The sequence below is a fragment of the Pseudoalteromonas sp. 5Ae-yellow genome, from assembly GCF_014077565.1.
Lineage (GTDB): Bacteria > Pseudomonadota > Gammaproteobacteria > Enterobacterales > Alteromonadaceae > Pseudoalteromonas.
In genome coordinates this window covers 1-18,351 of record NZ_JACGWD010000008.1, presented here as the reverse complement: position 1 = coordinate 18,351, position 18,351 = coordinate 1, and the positions used below count along the sequence as shown (strand labels likewise).

The following is an 18,351-nucleotide window of genomic DNA, read 5'->3' as shown; positions in this document are numbered from 1 at the left end:
ATTTATACTTTCATCTTGGCTTTTGTTACTATTCGCGCCATCCGTATTTTGTATAACTGGCTTAACACAATGGTTACCTCGTTTGTTATTTTAATTCTTGGTTTTGCAGCTCTTGTTTGGAGTGCAGACAGGTTTGTTTATGGCGCTGCGGCTCTTGCTAAAAACTTTGGTGTACCTACACTTATTGTTGGTTTGACCGTTGTAGCTATGGGCTCATCAGCACCTGAAATGATGGTTTCAGCCTCTGCCGCTCTGGCTAACAAAACCGACACTGCCGTCGGTAATGCTGTTGGCTCTAACATTACAAACATTTTACTTGTGTTAGGTATTACAGCTCTATTTCGCCCTCTTTCAGTTTCATCTAGTACGTTAAAACGCGAAATGCCATTGGTAATGCTAGTATCTCTTGCTACTTGGTATGTCTTTTCGGATAACTACTTTTCATTTAATGAAGGTGTTGCACTTTTAGTTGGCTTTATCGTATTCATCGGTGGGTTAATTATTGTGTCTATGCGTGCAAAAAACCAAGATGACCCATTTGTCTCAGAAGCCTGCGACGACGTACCTAACGATGTACCTACAAAAAAAGCGATATTTTGGTTAGTTATAGGCATGATACTCCTACCTGTTAGCTCTCATTTTTTAATAGGTTCAGCTGTAGACATTGCAAAATACTTCGGCTTAAGCGACTTAGTCATTGGCTTAACAATTATTGCCATTGGTACTAGCTTGCCAGAGCTTGCAGCTTCGGTAGCTGGTGTACTTAAAAATGAAGATGATTTAGCACTAGGTAATATTGTTGGCTCAAATATATTTAATATTCTAGCGGTATTACCACTTGCAGGTATCATTAACCCTTCTGCCATTGACCCATCATTAGTAAGTCGAGACGTATTAATTATGATTGGTGCAACACTTGCTCTTATTATTATGTCATTGAACTTTAGAGGCACCCAACGTATCAATAGAGTAGAAGGCGGCTTATTGCTAATAGCGTTTTTGGGTTACCAAGGGTATATTTTTAGTCAAGTAGGGTAAATGATGGCAACGCTAAATTTTATTGAACAAGGTCTTCGCGTTTTAGATGTTGAGCGCCAAGCACTTAGTGATATTGCACAATATGTAGATGAGAATTTTAATAACGCGTGCCAATTAATGTACGACTGCGAAGGCCGTATTATTGTCATTGGCATGGGTAAATCAGGTCATATTGGCAATAAAATCGCGGCCACTCTTGCGAGTACTGGCAGCCCTGCATTTTTTGTTCACCCTGGTGAAGCAAGTCATGGTGATTTAGGTATGATCACTAAAAATGACGTGGTTATGCTTATTTCTAATTCAGGAGAGACCAGCGAAGTTTTAAATATCATTCCGGTTTTAAAACGACTTGGTGCCAAAATGATATCGATGACTGGTAATACGCAATCAACTATGGCAACCCTTGCTAATGTACATGTGTGCATTAAAGTAGAAAAAGAAGCCTGTTCATTGGGTCTAGCTCCTACATCCAGTACCACTGCAACACTTGCGATGGGCGATGCCATGGCAGTTGCATTATTAGAAGCTCGCGGCTTTACTGCTGATGACTTCGCGTTATCTCACCCAGGTGGTAGCTTAGGCAAGCGCTTATTACTTACTTTAAAAGATGTTATGCACAGCGGCGCAAATACACCTATTATTAGCGTTTCACAAACAGTTAAAGATGCCCTCATTGAAATGTCAGCCAAAGGTTTAGGCATGACAGCCATTGTTGATGAAAATCAGCAGCTCGTGGGATTATTTACCGATGGCGATTTGCGTCGTATTTTAGAGCAAAGAATTGATATTCATACAACACAAATAGATGTTGTTATGACTAAGTCATGTACTACGGCTACACAAGATATTTTAGCCGCTGAAGCGCTTAATATTATGGAACACAAACGTATAAATGGCTTAATCGTCGTCAATGAGAAAAACCAACCTATTGGCGCATTAAACATGCAAGACCTATTAAAAGCAGGAGTATTATAAATGCAATTTGAAGAACTCTATCAACCGCTGAGCGATGATGCAAAAGCACGCGCTAAAAAAGTAAAGCTACTTATATGCGATATTGATGGTGTATTTTCTGATGGCCGTATTTATCTTGGTAATCAAGGTGAAGAGCTAAAAGCATTTAATACAAAAGATGGTTTTGGCATTAAAGCGCTTATAAACAGTGGCTTTGAAGTGGCTGTAATTACTGGTCGTCATTCACAAATAGTGCAACAACGTATGAGCAGCTTAACCGTACAGCATATTTATCAAGGTCAAGAAAATAAGCTCATTGCCTATCAACAATTAAAAGACAAACTCAACCTTAGCGATGAACAAATTGCTTATATCGGTGATGATGGCCCTGACATGCCCGTTATGGAATTAGTCGGCTTTGCTGTTGCAGTAAATGATGCCCATCCACTTATTAAACGTTTATCACACTATGTAACGCAAATGCCTGGCGGCTTTGGTGCAGTAAGAGAGCTCACCGACTTACTTATGCTTGAAAATGGTAAAGCGTTGACTACACAAGGCACTAGTTCATGAATGCAGCGCGCATAATATTAAGCGTTTTATTCATTAGCTGTATGGTTTGGCTTTGGTACCCTTATTTTACACAACCAAATATTTTGCCTCAGACTGAGCCTGAAGTTATTGCCAAGCCTGATTACATAGCCATTGAACTCAAACAAACAGCCTATGACGAACAAGGTACAATCAGCCACAAAGTAACTGCGGCTAAAATGGAACTATATCAGCAATTAGGTTTCACGTTTTTTGAAAAACCCATTTTTACTTTATATAACGAAAAGCAAACGTGGCAAATAAATGCAGACGAAGCAACATTATACGAAGACAAACAATTAATTTTAGAAGGTAACGTGGTTGCCAAAAACTTAACTGATAACGCCATGATAGACAAAATCAATGCTGATAATATTCAGGTAGATATAAAGCTATTAACAATGCGCTCGGAGCAACCAGTCATCATCACTGGACCCAATTTAAAAATCACCGGCAAAGGCCTTGAAGCCGATTTAAAAACCGAAGTGATAAAACTAATTAACCATACGCGAACCATATACTATGACCAATAAAATATTAAAATCACTTATTATTCCTACACTTATAATAGCGTTTAATAGTAGTGCTGCAGAGCAAAACTCGCTATCTGCTGCAAATCAAATTTCAATAAGCGCCGATAAGCAAGAAGGCCAATTAAAAACTAACGTGGGTATTTTTGAGAAAAACGTTGAGATTATTCACGGTAATCGCCGAATTACAGCAGACCGCCTCGAAGTACATAAGCGCGATGAACTAGGTGATAACCAGCAACTATTAATTGCCACGGGTAGCCCTGCTCGCTTTGAAGAGAAGCAATCAGATGGCACAACTATGAGCGCCAGTGCAGACGAAGTTCGTTACGATGTATCTAAACGTTTTTTAACGCTCGTTGGTAATGCACAAGTATCGCAAGCAGGACAAAAAATTAATGCCAAAAGTATTACCTACGATATAGAACAACAGCTAATCAGTGCCGAAAAAGATGAAAACTCAACTGACCGCGTTCACACAATTTTAGTACCAATCGAAACTAAAAAAAGTAAAAAAGACGATAAAGGTCAGCCATGAGTACATTAAAAGCAGAGCTATTAGCAAAGAGCTATAAAGGTCGTGAAGTTGTCAAAAACGTTGGCCTTGAAGTAAAAGCTGGCAGTATTGTTGGTTTACTTGGTCCTAACGGCGCAGGTAAAACCACCACGTTTTATATGATTGTGGGACTTGTACCTAGCGACAAAGGTAAAATTTCTATCGATGATAACGATATTACTCTTTTACCTATGCATAGTCGTGCTAGATTAGGCATTGGCTACTTACCACAAGAGTCTTCAATTTTTAGAAAACTGACTGTTTATCAAAACTTAATGGCTATTTTAGAAACACGCAAAGAGTTAAATAAACAAGCCCGAGAAGACACTCTCGATAAATTATTAGATGAATTTAGCATACAACACATTCGTGATAGCCAAGGTATGGCGTTATCGGGTGGCGAACGTCGCCGCGTGGAAATAGCACGTGCGCTGGCAGCCGATCCTAAATTTATATTATTGGATGAACCATTTGCAGGTGTTGACCCGATTTCGGTATTAGATATAAAGAAAATAATAGAACATCTCAAAAATCGTGGGATTGGTGTATTAATTACCGATCATAACGTAAGAGAAACCCTTGATGTTTGTGAAAAAGCCTACATTGTTTCTCATGGGGAGCTGATTGCATCAGGTACTCCAGAACACGTATTAAATGATAAAACAGTACGCGATGTTTACTTAGGCGAGCAATTTAGGCTGTAACATTTACGCCATGTCTTTAAGCATCTGCTAGTATTAATTATAACAACATAAAAGGATTGTTAGAGATACATGAGGCAATCACTACAGCTGCGCATGGGCCAGCAACTTACAATGACTCCACAGCTGCAACAAGCTATTCGTTTGTTGCAACTCAGTACATTGGATCTCCAGCAAGAAATACAAGAAGCTCTCGACAGCAACCCGCTATTAGAGGTTGAAGAACCAGACTATTCCGAAGACGCTGCTGGTAAAAACGAGCAAAAAGCAGATACCGATGACATAACTGTTAGCGCATCGGCCGACGATGCTCCAAGCGAATACGAACAAGATAGTGGTGAAGCACTTGCAAAAGACACGCTAAGTGACGACATGGCTATGGATGTTAGCTGGGATGAGTACATGAGTGCTGCTCCTGCAGCATCATCAGGTCCAATGCCTGAAGACGAGTCAATCTACCAAGGCGCCTCAACAGAGACGCTCCACGAGTACTTAATGTGGCAGTTACAATTAACGCCATTTAGTCCTACCGATGAAGCTATTGCTATTGCGATTGTAGAAGCAGTTGATGATTCAGGTATTTTAACACTAAGCTGCGAAGAGATTTTAGAAAGCTTTAATCAAGAAAACGAAGAAGATAACGAAGTTGAACTTGATGAAATTGAAGCTGTATTAAAGCGCATCCAACTGTTTGATCCTGTCGGTATTGCTGCACGTAGTTTACAAGAGTGTTTATGTATTCAGCTTAACCAGTTTGATAAAGAAACACCTTACATTAATGAAACGAAAATGATTTTAACCGAGCATATTGATTTATTAGCAGCTCGTGACTATCGTACATTAATGAAGAAGACTAAACTCAAAGAAGAAGAGCTTAAAGAAGTAATGACATTAATACATACTCTTAGCCCTAAGCCTGCAGATACTATTGTAAGAGAAGAATCTGAGTATGTTATTCCTGATGTGTCAGTTAAAAAAATTAAAGGCCGCTGGGTTGTTGAGTTAAATCCAGATAGCATGCCTAAAATTCGTGTTAATAGCCAATACGCTGCAATGTCTCGCACTGTAAAATCCAGTGGTGACAGCCAGTTTATTCGCTCACATTTACAAGAAGCTAAATGGTTTATTAAAAGCTTAGAAAGTAGAAACGACACACTATTAAAAGTAACTAATTGTATTGTTAAGCAGCAACAAGGCTTTTTTGAACACGGCCCTGAGGCCATGAAACCAATGGTTTTAAATGATGTTGCTGAAATGGTCGAAATGCACGAATCAACAATTTCGCGCGTAACAACTCAAAAATATATGCATACACCTCGTGGCATATTTGAGCTTAAATACTTTTTCTCAAGCCATGTAAGCACCGAAAATGGGGGTGAATGTTCATCTACAGCAATACGTGCGCTCATCAGAAAATTAATCGCAGCAGAAAACTCAGCAAAACCATTGAGTGATAGCAAAATAGCGGATATATTGGCTGAGCAAGGAATTAAAGTAGCGAGACGTACAATCGCAAAATACCGCGAGTCTCTGGCTATTCCACCGTCAAATCAACGTAAAAGTTTGATTTAAGACGCTAAACAAAGAGGGTAATGCTTATGCAACTAAACTTAACTGGTCGTCACGTAGAATTAACCGATTCACTAAGAGACTATATTAATACCAAATTTGCGAAGCTAGAAAGACACTCTGATCATATTAATAATGTTCATGTCATTCTCGATGTAGAAAAATTAAATCAAAAAGCAGAAGCCACAATACATGTAAGTGGTGCTGAGCTATTTGCCTCTACGGAACATCAAGATATGTATGCCGCCATTGACTCGTTGATCGACAAGCTCGATCGACAAGTGATTAAACACAAAGAGAAGCTTGCTCGACACTAATATGATGAAATTAAGCTCACTTATATGCCAGGACTGCAGCAAAGCTGCGGTCCTTTTTAATAGCAAAAAAAGAATTTTAGAGTTCATTAGCGAACTTGCTCACGACAAACTTCCGTATTTACCGCAACAGGATATCCTTACTGCTTTAATGAGCAGAGAGAAACTGGGTAGTACAGGTATTGGGCGTGGCATTGCCATTCCTCATGGTCGAATGAGCGGTGCAGAAGAGCCTTTAGCTTTAGTACTCGTTAGCGAAACTCCAATAAATTTTGATGCAATAGATAATCGTCCTGTTGATATTTTTGTCGCACTCATCGTACCAGATGGCGATAACCAACAGCACTTAAAGACTCTCGCAACCATTGCTGATAAACTAAACAACAAAGATTTTTGTAAACAGTTACGCTGTGCAAAATCAGATGCTGAGCTTTACCAAGTTATTGTCGATCAATCATAGTTTTATAAAGGGTGTTAAATGGAGTTAATTATCATAAGCGGCCGTTCTGGTTCTGGAAAGTCGGTTGCTTTACGCATTGTAGAAGATTTAGGTTATTATTGCGTAGATAATATTCCAGTTAACTTGCTTCCTTCATTAGTTCGCAGTGTGTCTGATAGCTACGATAAAATTGCTGTTAGCATTGATGTGCGCAACATCCCTAAAGAGCAAGATGAATTTAACGATATTTTTGAATACTTACCAGGCTTTGCAAATCCTACGTTATTTTATTTAGATAGCGACGATCAAACATTAATAAAACGCTTTTCAGAAACACGCAGGTTACACCCACTATCAATTGACTCGCTGCCTCTTGATTTAGCCATCAAAAAAGAAAAAGAATTACTTGATGTATTAATCACCCGCGCCGACTTTATGATAGACACAACTGATTTAAGCGTTCACCAACTTGCAGAATCTATTCGTGAAAAGATTTTAGGTAAAAAAGATAAGCAACTAATTGTCACGTTTGAATCGTTTGGTTTTAAATACGGTATACCAAAAGAAGCAGATTACGTATTTGATGCACGCTTTTTACCAAATCCACATTGGGAACCTGAATTAAAACCTTTAAATGGGTTAGATCAACCCGTTAAAGATTATTTGGCCAATCACAGCATAGTGCAAAAATTCACATGGCAAATTCAGACATTTGTACAAACATGGTTACCGCACTTAGAGCGAAATAACCGCAGTTATTTAACCATTGCTATTGGGTGTACAGGCGGACAACATCGCTCTGTATATTTAGCGCAAACTATCGGTGAAAGTTTTGCAATGACACATCCCAATGTTAAAATTCGCCATCGCGAACAAGAAAAATAATATAGCTGAATAATCACCTGTTCAGCTTAGGTAGAGTAAGTTATGCATTGTGAAGACACTTTTTTAATAAAAAACAAATTAGGATTGCACGCCAGAGCAGCCACCGTGCTTGCCCAATTAGCAGTGCAGTTTGATGCGACAATTACATTATTTCAAGATGACAAAGAAGCTGCAGGCGATAGCGTACTTGCATTAATGTTACTTGAAAGTAGCCAAGGCAAAGAAGTAAAAGTTGTATGTAAAGGCCCCGATTCTGAGCAAGCTTTACATGCTGTTGGAGAATTAATAGCACAACGTTTTAATGAACAAGAATAAACAGTTATAAAAATAATGCTCGCATTACTAATGCCCCAACTAAAACAGATATATAAAATAAATACGGTTAGTGACGCCAGTTAACTCACCTCTCCCCATAAAGTAATATAAAAATTTATAAAGGACGCCAATGCCTGAAGCTTTTGAACAAGATTACCCACTACAGCAACTAAAACAGGTGACTAAGTCACTCAATAGTGGTCAATTTGTTCAAGTTAGGCGCATGCTCGCAAAAACAGCTCCTTGTGATACCGCATTATTATTAGAATCATCACCACATAAAATTCGCCGACTGCTTTGGCAGTTGGTTGATCCTGATGTGCAAGGCGATGTTCTTGAAGAACTCTCAGAAGATGTTCGTTTAGGCATTATTGCCCAAATGGAACCTAAGCACATTGCAGCCGCAACAGAGGATATGGGCCACGATGACTTAGGTGAAGTATTACGTAGTCTGCCGGACACCGTTTATAAAGACGTTGTTAGCGCGATGGACATTCAAGACCGTGAACGTGCAACACAAGCACTGTCATATCAAGAGCGTTCTGCTGGCGCGCTAATGAACACCGATACGGTGACCATTCGCCCTGATGTTACGCTTGATGTTGTACTTAGGTATATTAGGCTACGTGGCGAGTTACCAGAAGGTACCGATGACTTGTACGTTGTTGATAAGCATAACTGCTTTATAGGCGCTTTATCGCTGAGTACATTATTAACTAACCCGCCAGAAAAGATTGTTCGCGATTTAATGGATGAAGATTGTGAATCCATTCCAATCTCAATGGATGAAAGTGAAGTCGCGCAATTATTTGAACGTCATAATTGGATATCGGCCCCCGTAGTCGATGATAACGATCAGCTCCTTGGTCGTGTCACGATCGATGACATCGTTGACGTAATCCGAGAAGATGCTGAGCATAGTTTATTGGGCTTAGCCGGTCTTGATGATGAAGAAGATACCTTTGCGCCAGTACTAAAAAGCTCTAAAAAACGCTCAGTTTGGTTAGGTGTCAACTTACTAACTGCACTTGCAGCTGCTTTTGTAGCTAGCTTTTTTGAAGGTACTTTAGATGTGCTCCCTATTTTGGCAGTACTTAACGGCATTGTCCCTTCTATGGGTGGTGTTGCAGGTAGCCAATCATTAACGCTTGTTATTCGTGGTATTGCGGTAGGTCATATTAATCAAACTAACCAACGTTTCTTAATGATGAAAGAGCTTGCTATTGGCGCGTTAAACGGCGTTTTATGGTCGTTGTTAATAGCAGGTGTTATTGCCCTATGGCAGTGGGACTTTATGCTTGGTGGCGTACTCGCCTTCGCTATGTTTATGAACTTAGTGGTGGCAGGTGTTGCTGGTGCGAGTATCCCTATTATTCTTAAAAAGATGAATATAGATCCCGCTCTTGCAGGTAGTGTAGTTTTAACTACAATTACAGACATTGTGGGTATATTCGCCTTTTTAGGTACTGCTACCTGGTTGCTGGTTTAAATTAGAAACTTTTGCAAATAACTAAAGTAAAAAACACTTAGAGTAAAGCTGCAACTATGACAACGGATACCAAAAATAAAAAAGACACACCTAAAAAAACGCCAAAACAAAAAGGCTTATCAATATTAAAAAGTGTGTTGATATATGGTTTCATATTTTTCATCATTTATACTGCAGCCAATTGGTGGCGACAACCAGTCATGCCAGCCAACCCTCAATTGCAATTAACCAGCTATCAAGAGCAAAACATTGATCTAGCAGCAATGAGCCAAGATAAACCAACACTTGTCTATTTTTGGGGAACTTGGTGCCCTGTTTGCAGTATTACCTCCCCTGCTATAAACGAACTCGCAAACGAAAATAATTACCCTGTGGTGAGCATCGCAATAAAATCAGGTTCTGATCAAAAACTACATGAGTATCTAAATGAGCAAGGCTACAGTTTTACCACTGTCAACGATCAACACGGTGAGATATTTGCCGATTGGCAGGGGCAAGTCACGCCTTCCTATATAATTTTAAAAGATAATAAAATGACGCAAGGGCTAACAGGTATTCAGCCGTTATGGTCACTTAAATTACGTTTGTGGTTAGCATCAACGTTTTAAAAAACTAACTAGAAATATATAGGCTCTAAATACGCGCTATCTTAAGGGGCGTTTCTAAAAGCTCGCTCTTTATTACCTACAATAATATAGCCAATAAAGAGCAAGGTTTACTTAATTTACGCATTAAAAGAGTTTAAAAACCCTTAGCGTAATTAAACTAATCTACTAGTTATTAATAGATTGAATCACTAACGTGTACTTTGACGATTACCGCCTACTTTTGGTTTAGTGTTTGCCTTTTTAAATTGGCTAAAACCGGTATGTCGCGTTAGTGCAGGACGTCCGCCTTTACTGCCACCTTTACCTGCTTTTTCATCACGCCCTTCTTCAGGCACTAAACAGTTAGGCCCTTTACCAATTAAATTAGCTTTACCCATTTTACGCAGTGCTTCACGTATCATCGGCCAACCTGCTGTATCATGGTAGCGTAAAATAGCTTTATGTAATCTACGTTGGCGAGCACCTTTAGGTACTGGAACAACTTCTGTATTGTTTTTTATATTACGTAAAGAGTTCATTTCTGTGTGGTAAATAGTCGTCGCATTAGCCATCGGTGATGGGTAAAAATTTTGTACCTGATCAAGCTTAAAGTCGTTTGATTTAAGCCATAAAGCCATGTTTACCATGTCTTCATCTTTTGTCCCTGGGTGAGCAGATATAAAGTAAGGAATTAAATACTGCTTTTTACCGGCTTCTTTAGAGTACTTATCAAATAATTCTTTAAATTGATCGTACGCCCCCATACCTGGTTTCATCATTTTTGATAATGGACCATCTTCTGTATGCTCTGGCGCTATTTTTAAGTAGCCACCTACATGATGCGTTACTAATTCTTTAACGTAACGCGGGTCGCGTACAGCTAAGTCGTAACGAACACCAGAAGCAATCAATACCTTTTTGATACCCTTAACTTCACGTGCTTTTTTGTATAAGTCTATTGTTGGCGTATGATCTGTATCCATATGCTTACAAATTTCAGGATACACACATGATAAACGTCTACAGGTACTTTCTGCCTTTTTGCTAGTACAACGCAGTTTATACATATTTGCCGTTGGGCCACCTAAATCAGAGATAACACCAGTAAAACCGGGTACCTTATCTCTAATCTGTTCAATTTCTTCAATAATTGATTCTTGCGAACGACTTTGAATAATACGCCCTTCATGCTCCGTAATTGAGCAAAACGAACAACCTCCAAAACAGCCGCGCATAATATTAACTGACGTTTTTATCATGTCGTAAGCAGGAATTTTAGAGTCGCCGTAACTTGGGTGAGGAATACGCTGATACGGTAAACCAAACACAGCATCCATCTCATGTGTTTCTAATGGGTATGCTGGCGGGTTTACCCAAATAGAACGATCGCCGTGTCGCTGAAACAGTGCTCTTGCACAACCAGGATTTGTTTCTTGATGTAGAATACGCGAAGCGTGGGCGTATAAAGGTTTGTTAACACTTACTTGCTCATAAGCAGGTAACTTAACGTAAGTTTTTTCCCATGGCTTAGGTCGCGCAGGCTGAACCATAATCGGTTTTGCAGCTTCTGCTTTTAAATCTATACCGGCTTGTTTAAATTCAGATTTACTACAGCCAACATCATCAGCGCCGTATGGATTTGGAATTGGATCAATTTTACCAATTTTATCTATAGCGGTGGAGTCACTTCCACGCCAACCTGGTAAAGGTTCTTTTCTGATAACAGCCGTGCCGCGAATATCTTGAATAGTATCCATTGTTTCGCCTGCGGCAATACGGTGTGCAACTTCAACTAACGGACGCTCTGCGTTACCGTAAATTAAAATATCAGCTTTTGCATCAAACAAAATACTACGACGTACTTTTTCTTGCCAATAGTCGTAATGAGCTATACGACGAAGACTCGCTTCAATACCACCAATAACAATTGGTATTCCTTTGTATGCTTCACGGCATTTTTGCGAGTAAATCATTACGGCGCGATCTGGACGTTTACCACCTACGTTATCTGGCGTGTAAGCATCATCGTGGCGCATACGCTTTTCAGCTGTATAGCGGTTAATCATCGAATCCATGTTGCCAGCTGTTACACCAAAAAATAAATTCGGTCTGCCTAGTTCCATAAATGCATCTTTAGAGTCCCATGCTGGCTGGGCGATAATACCTACTCTAAAACCTTGCGCTTCAAGTACACGGCCAATTACCGCCATACCAAAACTAGGATGATCGACGTACGCGTCGCCACTAATTATTATTATGTCGCAGCTATCCCAGCCAAGTGCATCCATTTCTTCACGTGTAGTTGGTAAAAATGGCGCGGTGCCATAACATTCAGCCCAGTATTTAGGGTATGAAAATAAGGCGCGCTTAGCTTTGAGTGTGCTCATAATTGTGGCCGTAGAATAACAAAAGGCGCGAATTATACCCTACTAAATTGTTTATATATACAAAGTAGTCAAAGCATATCGCGCCTTAAATTCTAAATCGTTCATTATCTTGAATAATAAAAATAGCCTTTCTTAAGCGTTTATTTATAAGTTCGATTTTTAAAATAAGTATGCATACATAAAACACTCCCCAAATCTTTAAGCAATTTTACTGATTCTATGCTTCACATCTTATTGGTTCATTTTACAAAACCAAGAAATGTAGAATCAAAACTTTCAACAAGTGTATTTATTTCATAGCTTCATTAAAAATATAGCTCTAACAGTATTCATGCAACTAAGTAACAATTAATAAATTATTTTTGGTTTATAATCTAATTCATACTATAGTCCATTAATAAAAGTTGTTGTATTTCAGCTCAAAAAACGAATAAAGGTGTGCTTATTAAGCTATTAAAAATATTAATTAAAGGCGTACTGTTATTACTATTAGTACTCGTACTGGCAGGGCTGATACTCCCTCAAAGCTATAGTGTGAATAAAACAATTGAAATCAATGCAAATATAGAAGTAGTAAAGCCGCTTGTCACCGACTTTAGTCAATGGCAAAAATGGTCTCCGTGGGAAAAAGTAGACTCCAGCATACGCTTTTCTTTGGGCGAACCCAGTTCTGGCTTAGGGGCTCATCAGTCTTGGAAAGGGAAATGGGGTTATGGTGAAATGATCATAACTTCGGTAAGCCAAAATAAGATCAGCTTTAACATACTTTTAAATACTGAACATATTATCAGAGGAACATTTAATTTTAGTGAGCAAAACGGTATTGTTACTTTAATATGTAACATTGAAGGGCAAACAACCACTCCTTTAATATCTGGCTACACCGCAATTTTGAGCGAGTATGTGCTGCGCAATACAGTGTCTCTGGGATTAAATAACCTTAAAACTGTTGCTCAGCTTAGTCATTCACAAAGGACAATGCACAGCCATGACAGTCAAGACAGCACAGGCGAGAATTAATCTTGCCAACATCATCGAATCCTTACTTGGTTACCCTATAACAAAAGTAGGTAATAATGGTGTGCTACCTACTAATGAGCAAAGTTACGATATTAAGGGCCAAATTAAGCCGCTTTATCATATTAACAGTGAAAACTCTGTTTTAGCTCGCGCTCAAAAACGCCAAGATTTATTACTTATTAAACAACAACAAAATATAGAGTCAATTTTAGCAATGGCTATGGGGTTTTGCCCTGATGTAGCAAGTAGTAAACAGCCCGATGTTGATTGGGTAGAGCATTTTATAGCGCTGTGTGAAGATACTTCTAATGAATCAATGCAAATTTTATGGGCAAAAATTTTAACAGGAGAAACACTTAACCCTGGTACGTTTTCAATTAAAAGCCTACAAACCTTAAAACATATGACACAGCGAGAAGCAGACTCTTTGCAAAAATGTGTGTCGCTCTCAGGCTATAACGAAAAAGACGACAGCCACTTTATATTACTCGGCTTTTACAAAAAACCATCGTTGTTTGATTTGCTACGAAAAGGCAATAAAGTATCTTTAAATTTAGGAAAAACGGGTATTAGCTTTCCTGATATTTTAACGCTCATGGATCTTAATTTACTGTATAGAAAAGAAATTGAATCTGCAGTGCTTAAAGCAGGGCAAGAACTTACCCTTTCATTTTTATCGCAAAAAGTAACGTTAAAAGCAAAGAGTAGTGATTTGGTATTAAGCTATTACAAATTTACTCAAACAGGTGATGAGCTATCTAAACTCATTAATTTCCCTGTCAATAAGGTCTATAAGCAGTTGATTAATAATGCGCTAGAGGGAGAGTTTGATTTAGCGTGGCACGCAATAAAATAATATGCCACGCTTTGTTTAATTAGAAAATACTAATTAAAAATGAACCTGAATACCCGCAAATGGGCCAGATGCATCAATATCAGTAGTAATATCATCTACATCATCAAGTTCTAATACCATAGAGCGGTAACCGGCTTTAACAGCAACATCTACTGCTAGGTTATCAATAAGTTCCCACGCTACGCCTACTTGGTAATCTTGTACTTTGCTATCGTCAATAGCCAAAAAGCTACCTTCAAAAAATACACTTAAACCAGTAAATGGTAAGCCAGCTTCGGCACGGCCGTATGCAAGAGGAACAAAACCAGAGAAGTCTACAGTTTCAGTTTGAGAAAGATCTTCTTCACTATCATATCTTACTGTAATTTCACCGTCGAACTGCTTAACATTCAAACCTAAGTCAATTGAGATTAAATCGTTATCAAATATTTCGTAATAAAAAATATAATCAATGTGCGATAAATCACTAAGAGTATTTACTTCTCTACCTTTAGCAAAATTACTGCCATTAAAGCTAAACGTATCATCGATAACCGCAGAACCATTAAGCTCAAGCTCTGTGTACTTTAATTTGATATTTGGTACTAACGGCACTGGGTGCTCAAGCGCCGCGTAGTAACTTACAAAAGTCTCATCTTCAAAATCAAAATCTTGAGATGATTTATCTTTATAAGAAAATTGGCCATCGCTATCTGACTTCCATCCATCAACACCTACGTATAAACCTAGTAGAGTGTCAGCTTGCGCTGCCGGTGCTAAACATGCCATTGAAAGGGCTGCTGCTAAACAATACTTTTTCATTTTTTATCCTTGAGCTAGTAGTTCGCTAAGTTCGATTAAAGCCGCATTGGCTCTAGAAATATAATTTGCCATAACTAAAGAGTGGTTAGCAACATAGCCAAAACCATTCCCGTTTAAAATAAGTGGGCTCCATACTGTTTCTTGAGTTGCCTCAAGTTCACGTATGATTTGTTGAACGCTTACACGTGCATTTTTCTTTTCAAGTACATCATTAAAGTCATACTCTATCGCTTGTAAAAAATGTAGTAACGCCCAAGTAGCACCGCGCGACTCGTAAAATACATCGTCAATTTCTAACCACGGTGTTCTTACTTGCTGCTGCAGTGGAGCAAGAGTTGCTTGTTTATTAGATGAATTACCCGCTAAATCGGTGTTCACTTTTTCTTGGCCTACACTGGCACTTAAACGCTGGCTTAAACTACCTAAACGTTTTTCAGCTTCTTTAAGCCAACTACGTAAGTTATCTGCTCGTGCATAAAATTGACTATCACGCTCATGCTCGTTAGCAATTTGTCCACGGTATACCATTAAGTAGTCAATACCTTTTTGATACTCACCTTCAGCACTTGGCCATGCCCATGCTTCAGAGCTTATATTAAACTGTGGCTGCGCCTTTTTAAGTGCTTCATGTTCCGTAGACTGTGATTGCGAACGGCTAAAATCTTTTCGCATAGAAAGCGATAAATCACGTACCATTTCTAGTGCGCCATATTCCCACGCCGGCATATCATCCATAATAATACTTGGTGGTATTACATCATTTGATAAGTAGCCACCGGGTTTATCTAGTAAGGTATTTGCTACTGTAATTAATGTAGAAGTAGTTACGTAACCCGTAACTATTTTTTCATTACGAAGCTGCGCTTGCTCTTTGGCGTTTGCAACAACATCAAAACGTGAAGGCTCAGTGCTCCAATAAACAGCAATTGCGTAAAATATGATAAGCAGTAAAACAACTATTCCTGCTATTTTTCCTTTGTGTTGCGACATGTGTACTCCTAGTGATGAGCGTGTTGAGTAGATGGTTTTGACTGCGTAGCTTGCGCTTCAAGCGACACGACTTGAGCATTAGTGAACAAGCGATTACCGTCACTAAAATATAGCGTGAGTTTGCGTTCTTGCCCTACTTTTAATGGCTCTTGTGGTTCAAATACCATTAAATGATAACCGCCAGGTTGAAAACTGACACTTTCGTGCGCTTTAATTTCAACTGATTCAACTTGTTGCATTTTCATCATGCCGTCTACATGTGAATGCTCGTGTATTTCAACACGCCCTAAGCCATCAATAGTTGCCTTAGTTAAAGTTGCTGCGGCTCCACTGTGATTAATAAGGGTTAAATAACCTACTGTTGAAGTACTGCCAGGTAAAAACTCTCTTACTTGCGCGTTAGTTACTTCGAGCACAGCCACATCAGAACCATGATCATGCCCTGAGTGCGCCGCCAACGATGACGAAAAAAAACTAAATATTAATGCAGAAGCCATCGAAAAACATAGTTTCGTCATCATTCTTATCCTTATGAAAACTTTAAATTACAGGCTAAATTTAACATAGTTAACCTATAATCGTCAGTCAAATTAAGGATTAAGAGGCTACTTTTTTGTTATCGGCAACAAGCCAACACAACACTGCAACAAATAGTAACGGCCATGCAATCATTATAGATCCGAATAAAAGCGCTAAAACAGTCCCTGCTAATGCCACTACACCCGCACCAACTAATCCCATAGTAATTAAAGCCACTACCGCAACTACAGCAATAATTGCGGCCAAAACACCTACAAGCTCGAGCCCAGCCCAACTAATATCAGCAATCCATAACGGCAACTGCCAAGAATCAATCTGCACAAACGTTATTAAATCAGTAAACAGTAATAAATAGATAAATACACATACTGCCAAAGCTTTCATAGTAATTCTCCTTATACCAACCGGCTTATATATGAGGGCTATTTAACGATAAGAAAATTGCGCTATAACTAGGCAAAAATTTTTATACTTAGCTGTTCTAAATTAAAATTTTTAAGAACGTTATAGGGTGATTTAATTCGTTAAATTGTTCAAATATTTATGCCTGTTGCTATTAATACTCTTTATTTTCAAGGCAGCAATGCGCTATAAAATAACCAAGTGCAATTGCAAACGGAAAACTCAAAAATAATAAAATAGTAACTAGGCAGGTTGCCCAAACCGGAAAGTCCAATCTATGGGCTAAACCACTACACACACCCGATATTTTTTTATTCAAAGTATCTTTATACCAACCTTGTTGACGATTAAAGCTGTTCATAGCAATCTCCTAAGCAGTGTGTTTTAAATTAGTATTTAAGTTCGCTTTTAAGCGAGCCAGTTCAGCATCAATTTTTTCATTTTTAACTAACGACTCAATTTGGGCACTGGTAGAGCTTGCTGTATCAGTCAGCTCATAAGCCTCTACTTGAGCTTCAATACCTTCAACACGCTGCTCTATTTGTTCAAAACGAGACAACGCATGAGCTACTTTATCGCTTTGTAGTTGCGTACTGATTCGCCCTCTAGCAATAGCAACATTATGGCGTTGCATTAACTGAGCTTGCTTAGTTTTAGCCATAGCCATTTTTTGCTGCAGACGCTCACAATCAACCTTAATTTTTGCAATAGACTCTTGCAGTGTTTCTAGTTGAGTTTGCTTATTTTCAATGCTTTCGTTAACGCGCTGCTTTTCAAGTAAGGCAGACTTAGCAAGGTCATCACTGCCCTTCTCAACCGCACGTTCTGCTTTAATTTGCCAAGCTGCTAATTCTGTTTTTTTAGTATCAATTTGGCGATTAATTACTTTCTCTTCACACAATAAAGCGGCTGCTGTACTACGGGACTCATTCAATGCATCTTGCATCTCGGTAAGCATTAGGTTTAAAAGCTTTTCTGGATCTTCTGCTTTATCAAGCATGGCGACAATATTTGATTGAATTACATCATTTACGCGGTTAAATATTCCCATGGTATTCTCCTGTTGATTTTTAATTAATTTCAACAAGGAGATTCCAAGAGTTGTGCCAAGTTCATAAAAACAAGAATAAAGCATTTAAAATCATTATATTAAATAAAAACCACTCTAAATTTTAGTGACTTTAAGCTGAACAGCATAGAGTGTAATTGGCCAATAAATTATGATTTTGACTAATTTTTAGGATCAAAAAAGCCGCTATAAAGCTAACACCATTCAGTTAAGCATGCTTTGACTTAATGGTGTACCGAGTTTTTGAAATTCGAACGGTCCTACTTTTGGGCCGTTTTCTTTTTTCTGGAAGAATATAACGTTTCACTCGTTCTCGCA

Annotated in this window: 22 protein-coding genes; 15 read left to right on the top strand and 7 right to left on the bottom strand. The window is 38.7% G+C overall.

Translation table 11 applies throughout. The features are described from left to right. Window positions 1-69: 69 nt before the first annotated feature. The 13 genes from H4J63_RS03810 (at window position 70) to H4J63_RS03750 (ending at window position 9,989) form a co-directional block, all read left to right on the top strand. On the top strand, window positions 70-1,038 hold the full coding sequence (locus H4J63_RS03810; RefSeq protein WP_024599260.1) for a calcium/sodium antiporter: 969 nt from the start codon (window positions 70-72) through the stop codon (window positions 1,036-1,038). Between the two features lie 3 nt (window positions 1,039-1,041). Beyond that, window positions 1,042-2,013: a KpsF/GutQ family sugar-phosphate isomerase gene (locus tag H4J63_RS03805; protein WP_182194648.1), complete on the top strand. Its 972-nt coding sequence runs from the start codon at window positions 1,042-1,044 to the stop codon at window positions 2,011-2,013. Continuing rightward, window positions 2,014-2,565, top strand: coding sequence for a 3-deoxy-manno-octulosonate-8-phosphatase KdsC (gene kdsC / locus H4J63_RS03800; protein WP_182194646.1), 552 nt, complete (start codon window positions 2,014-2,016; stop codon window positions 2,563-2,565). It begins immediately after the preceding gene. Continuing rightward, window positions 2,562-3,116, top strand: coding sequence for an LPS export ABC transporter periplasmic protein LptC (lptC, locus tag H4J63_RS03795; protein ID WP_024599258.1), 555 nt, complete (start codon window positions 2,562-2,564; stop codon window positions 3,114-3,116). The genes kdsC and lptC overlap by 4 nt, the downstream gene beginning before the upstream one ends. Continuing rightward, complete coding sequence (gene lptA, locus H4J63_RS03790) at window positions 3,106-3,651, top strand: lipopolysaccharide transport periplasmic protein LptA (protein ID WP_182194643.1); 546 nt, start codon at window positions 3,106-3,108, stop codon at window positions 3,649-3,651. The genes lptC and lptA overlap by 11 nt, the downstream gene beginning before the upstream one ends. Further along, window positions 3,648-4,373: an LPS export ABC transporter ATP-binding protein gene (gene lptB, locus H4J63_RS03785; protein ID WP_007580304.1), complete on the top strand. Its 726-nt coding sequence runs from the start codon at window positions 3,648-3,650 to the stop codon at window positions 4,371-4,373. The genes lptA and lptB overlap by 4 nt, the downstream gene beginning before the upstream one ends. Before the next feature lie 69 nt (window positions 4,374-4,442). Next, entirely contained in the window at window positions 4,443-5,942 is a 1,500-nt protein-coding gene (locus H4J63_RS03780; RefSeq protein WP_165739998.1) for an RNA polymerase factor sigma-54, read from the top strand. Window positions 5,943-5,968: 26 nt separating this feature from the next. Continuing rightward, window positions 5,969-6,256 (top strand): ribosome hibernation promoting factor, encoded by a 288-nt coding sequence (gene hpf, locus H4J63_RS03775; RefSeq protein WP_007580301.1) that lies wholly within the window; start codon window positions 5,969-5,971, stop codon window positions 6,254-6,256. 4 nt (window positions 6,257-6,260) lie between these two features. Further along, window positions 6,261-6,713, top strand: a complete 453-nt coding sequence (gene ptsN, locus H4J63_RS03770) for a PTS IIA-like nitrogen regulatory protein PtsN (RefSeq protein ID WP_024599254.1) — start codon at window positions 6,261-6,263, stop codon at window positions 6,711-6,713. Between the two features lie 18 nt (window positions 6,714-6,731). Continuing rightward, on the top strand, window positions 6,732-7,577 hold the full coding sequence (gene rapZ, locus H4J63_RS03765) for an RNase adapter RapZ (protein ID WP_182194641.1): 846 nt from the start codon (window positions 6,732-6,734) through the stop codon (window positions 7,575-7,577). Between the two features lie 42 nt (window positions 7,578-7,619). Then, on the top strand, window positions 7,620-7,892 hold the full coding sequence (locus H4J63_RS03760) for an HPr family phosphocarrier protein (protein ID WP_002957937.1): 273 nt from the start codon (window positions 7,620-7,622) through the stop codon (window positions 7,890-7,892). A 130-nt stretch (window positions 7,893-8,022) separates the two neighbouring features. After that, on the top strand, window positions 8,023-9,381 hold the full coding sequence (mgtE, locus tag H4J63_RS03755) for a magnesium transporter (protein WP_007580297.1): 1,359 nt from the start codon (window positions 8,023-8,025) through the stop codon (window positions 9,379-9,381). Window positions 9,382-9,437: 56 nt separating this feature from the next. Next, a complete protein-coding gene (locus H4J63_RS03750; RefSeq protein WP_182194638.1) occupies window positions 9,438-9,989 on the top strand; it encodes a protein disulfide oxidoreductase in 552 nt (183 codons plus the stop codon). Window positions 9,990-10,177: 188 nt separating this feature from the next. Here the strand turns inward: H4J63_RS03750 and H4J63_RS03745 are convergent, their stop codons facing one another. Further along, window positions 10,178-12,355, bottom strand: coding sequence for a YgiQ family radical SAM protein (locus H4J63_RS03745; RefSeq protein ID WP_182194635.1), 2,178 nt, complete (start codon window positions 12,353-12,355; stop codon window positions 10,178-10,180). Window positions 12,356-12,793: 438 nt separating this feature from the next. Between H4J63_RS03745 and H4J63_RS03740 the strand changes: the two genes are divergently transcribed. Both H4J63_RS03740 and H4J63_RS03735 read left to right on the top strand, forming a co-directional pair. Then, a complete protein-coding gene (locus H4J63_RS03740; protein ID WP_182194632.1) occupies window positions 12,794-13,375 on the top strand; it encodes an SRPBCC family protein in 582 nt (193 codons plus the stop codon). Further along, window positions 13,344-14,231, top strand: coding sequence for a TIGR03899 family protein (locus H4J63_RS03735; protein ID WP_182194629.1), 888 nt, complete (start codon window positions 13,344-13,346; stop codon window positions 14,229-14,231). Before H4J63_RS03740 ends, H4J63_RS03735 begins: the two co-directional genes overlap by 32 nt. 33 nt (window positions 14,232-14,264) lie before the next feature. On the opposite strand, the gene H4J63_RS03730 is transcribed toward H4J63_RS03735, so the two are convergent. The 6 genes from H4J63_RS03730 to H4J63_RS03705 all read right to left on the bottom strand — a co-directional run bounded on the left by H4J63_RS03730 (window position 14,265) and on the right by H4J63_RS03705 (window position 18,015). Next, window positions 14,265-15,032, bottom strand: a complete 768-nt coding sequence (locus H4J63_RS03730) for a TIGR04219 family outer membrane beta-barrel protein (RefSeq protein ID WP_182194626.1) — start codon at window positions 15,030-15,032, stop codon at window positions 14,265-14,267. A 3-nt stretch (window positions 15,033-15,035) separates the two neighbouring features. After that, window positions 15,036-16,022, bottom strand: coding sequence for a DUF2333 family protein (locus H4J63_RS03725; protein WP_010554262.1), 987 nt, complete (start codon window positions 16,020-16,022; stop codon window positions 15,036-15,038). Window positions 16,023-16,030: 8 nt separating this feature from the next. Beyond that, entirely contained in the window at window positions 16,031-16,540 is a 510-nt protein-coding gene (locus H4J63_RS03720; RefSeq protein WP_010554261.1) for a copper chaperone PCu(A)C, read from the bottom strand. Window positions 16,541-16,619: 79 nt separating this feature from the next. Beyond that, window positions 16,620-16,946 (bottom strand): hypothetical protein, encoded by a 327-nt coding sequence (locus H4J63_RS03715; RefSeq protein ID WP_182194622.1) that lies wholly within the window; start codon window positions 16,944-16,946, stop codon window positions 16,620-16,622. A gap of 172 nt (window positions 16,947-17,118) precedes the next feature. Then, window positions 17,119-17,325, bottom strand: a complete 207-nt coding sequence (locus H4J63_RS03710; RefSeq protein ID WP_182194619.1) for a PspC domain-containing protein — start codon at window positions 17,323-17,325, stop codon at window positions 17,119-17,121. Between the two features lie 9 nt (window positions 17,326-17,334). Beyond that, on the bottom strand, window positions 17,335-18,015 hold the full coding sequence (locus H4J63_RS03705; protein WP_182194617.1) for a PspA/IM30 family protein: 681 nt from the start codon (window positions 18,013-18,015) through the stop codon (window positions 17,335-17,337). Window positions 18,016-18,351 lie beyond the last annotated feature (336 nt).

Bases quoted from the DNA above. Each gene is read 5' to 3' on its own strand.
- H4J63_RS03750 (WP_182194638.1), top strand. From the start codon at position 9,438: ATGACAACGGATACCAAAAATAAAAAAGACACACCTAAAAAAACGCCA.
- rapZ (WP_182194641.1), top strand. From the start codon at position 6,732: ATGGAGTTAATTATCATAAGCGGCCGTTCTGGTTCTGGAAAGTCGGTT.
- H4J63_RS03735 (WP_182194629.1), top strand. From the start codon at position 13,344: ATGACAGTCAAGACAGCACAGGCGAGAATTAATCTTGCCAACATCATC.
- H4J63_RS03780 (WP_165739998.1), top strand. From the start codon at position 4,443: ATGAGGCAATCACTACAGCTGCGCATGGGCCAGCAACTTACAATGACT.
- ptsN (WP_024599254.1), top strand. From the start codon at position 6,261: ATGAAATTAAGCTCACTTATATGCCAGGACTGCAGCAAAGCTGCGGTC.
- kdsC (WP_182194646.1), top strand. From the start codon at position 2,014: ATGCAATTTGAAGAACTCTATCAACCGCTGAGCGATGATGCAAAAGCA.
- H4J63_RS03745 (WP_182194635.1), bottom strand. From the start codon at position 12,355: ATGAGCACACTCAAAGCTAAGCGCGCCTTATTTTCATACCCTAAATAC.
- H4J63_RS03810 (WP_024599260.1), top strand. From the start codon at position 70: ATGGTTACCTCGTTTGTTATTTTAATTCTTGGTTTTGCAGCTCTTGTT.
- mgtE (WP_007580297.1), top strand. From the start codon at position 8,023: ATGCCTGAAGCTTTTGAACAAGATTACCCACTACAGCAACTAAAACAG.
- H4J63_RS03805 (WP_182194648.1), top strand. From the start codon at position 1,042: ATGGCAACGCTAAATTTTATTGAACAAGGTCTTCGCGTTTTAGATGTT.
- H4J63_RS03710 (WP_182194619.1), bottom strand. From the start codon at position 17,325: ATGAACAGCTTTAATCGTCAACAAGGTTGGTATAAAGATACTTTGAAT.
- H4J63_RS03715 (WP_182194622.1), bottom strand. From the start codon at position 16,946: ATGAAAGCTTTGGCAGTATGTGTATTTATCTATTTATTACTGTTTACT.
- H4J63_RS03705 (WP_182194617.1), bottom strand. From the start codon at position 18,015: ATGGGAATATTTAACCGCGTAAATGATGTAATTCAATCAAATATTGTC.
- lptA (WP_182194643.1), top strand. From the start codon at position 3,106: ATGACCAATAAAATATTAAAATCACTTATTATTCCTACACTTATAATA.
- hpf (WP_007580301.1), top strand. From the start codon at position 5,969: ATGCAACTAAACTTAACTGGTCGTCACGTAGAATTAACCGATTCACTA.
- H4J63_RS03720 (WP_010554261.1), bottom strand. From the start codon at position 16,540: ATGACGAAACTATGTTTTTCGATGGCTTCTGCATTAATATTTAGTTTT.
- H4J63_RS03730 (WP_182194626.1), bottom strand. From the start codon at position 15,032: ATGAAAAAGTATTGTTTAGCAGCAGCCCTTTCAATGGCATGTTTAGCA.
- H4J63_RS03725 (WP_010554262.1), bottom strand. From the start codon at position 16,022: ATGTCGCAACACAAAGGAAAAATAGCAGGAATAGTTGTTTTACTGCTT.
- lptB (WP_007580304.1), top strand. From the start codon at position 3,648: ATGAGTACATTAAAAGCAGAGCTATTAGCAAAGAGCTATAAAGGTCGT.
- lptC (WP_024599258.1), top strand. From the start codon at position 2,562: ATGAATGCAGCGCGCATAATATTAAGCGTTTTATTCATTAGCTGTATG.
- H4J63_RS03760 (WP_002957937.1), top strand. From the start codon at position 7,620: ATGCATTGTGAAGACACTTTTTTAATAAAAAACAAATTAGGATTGCAC.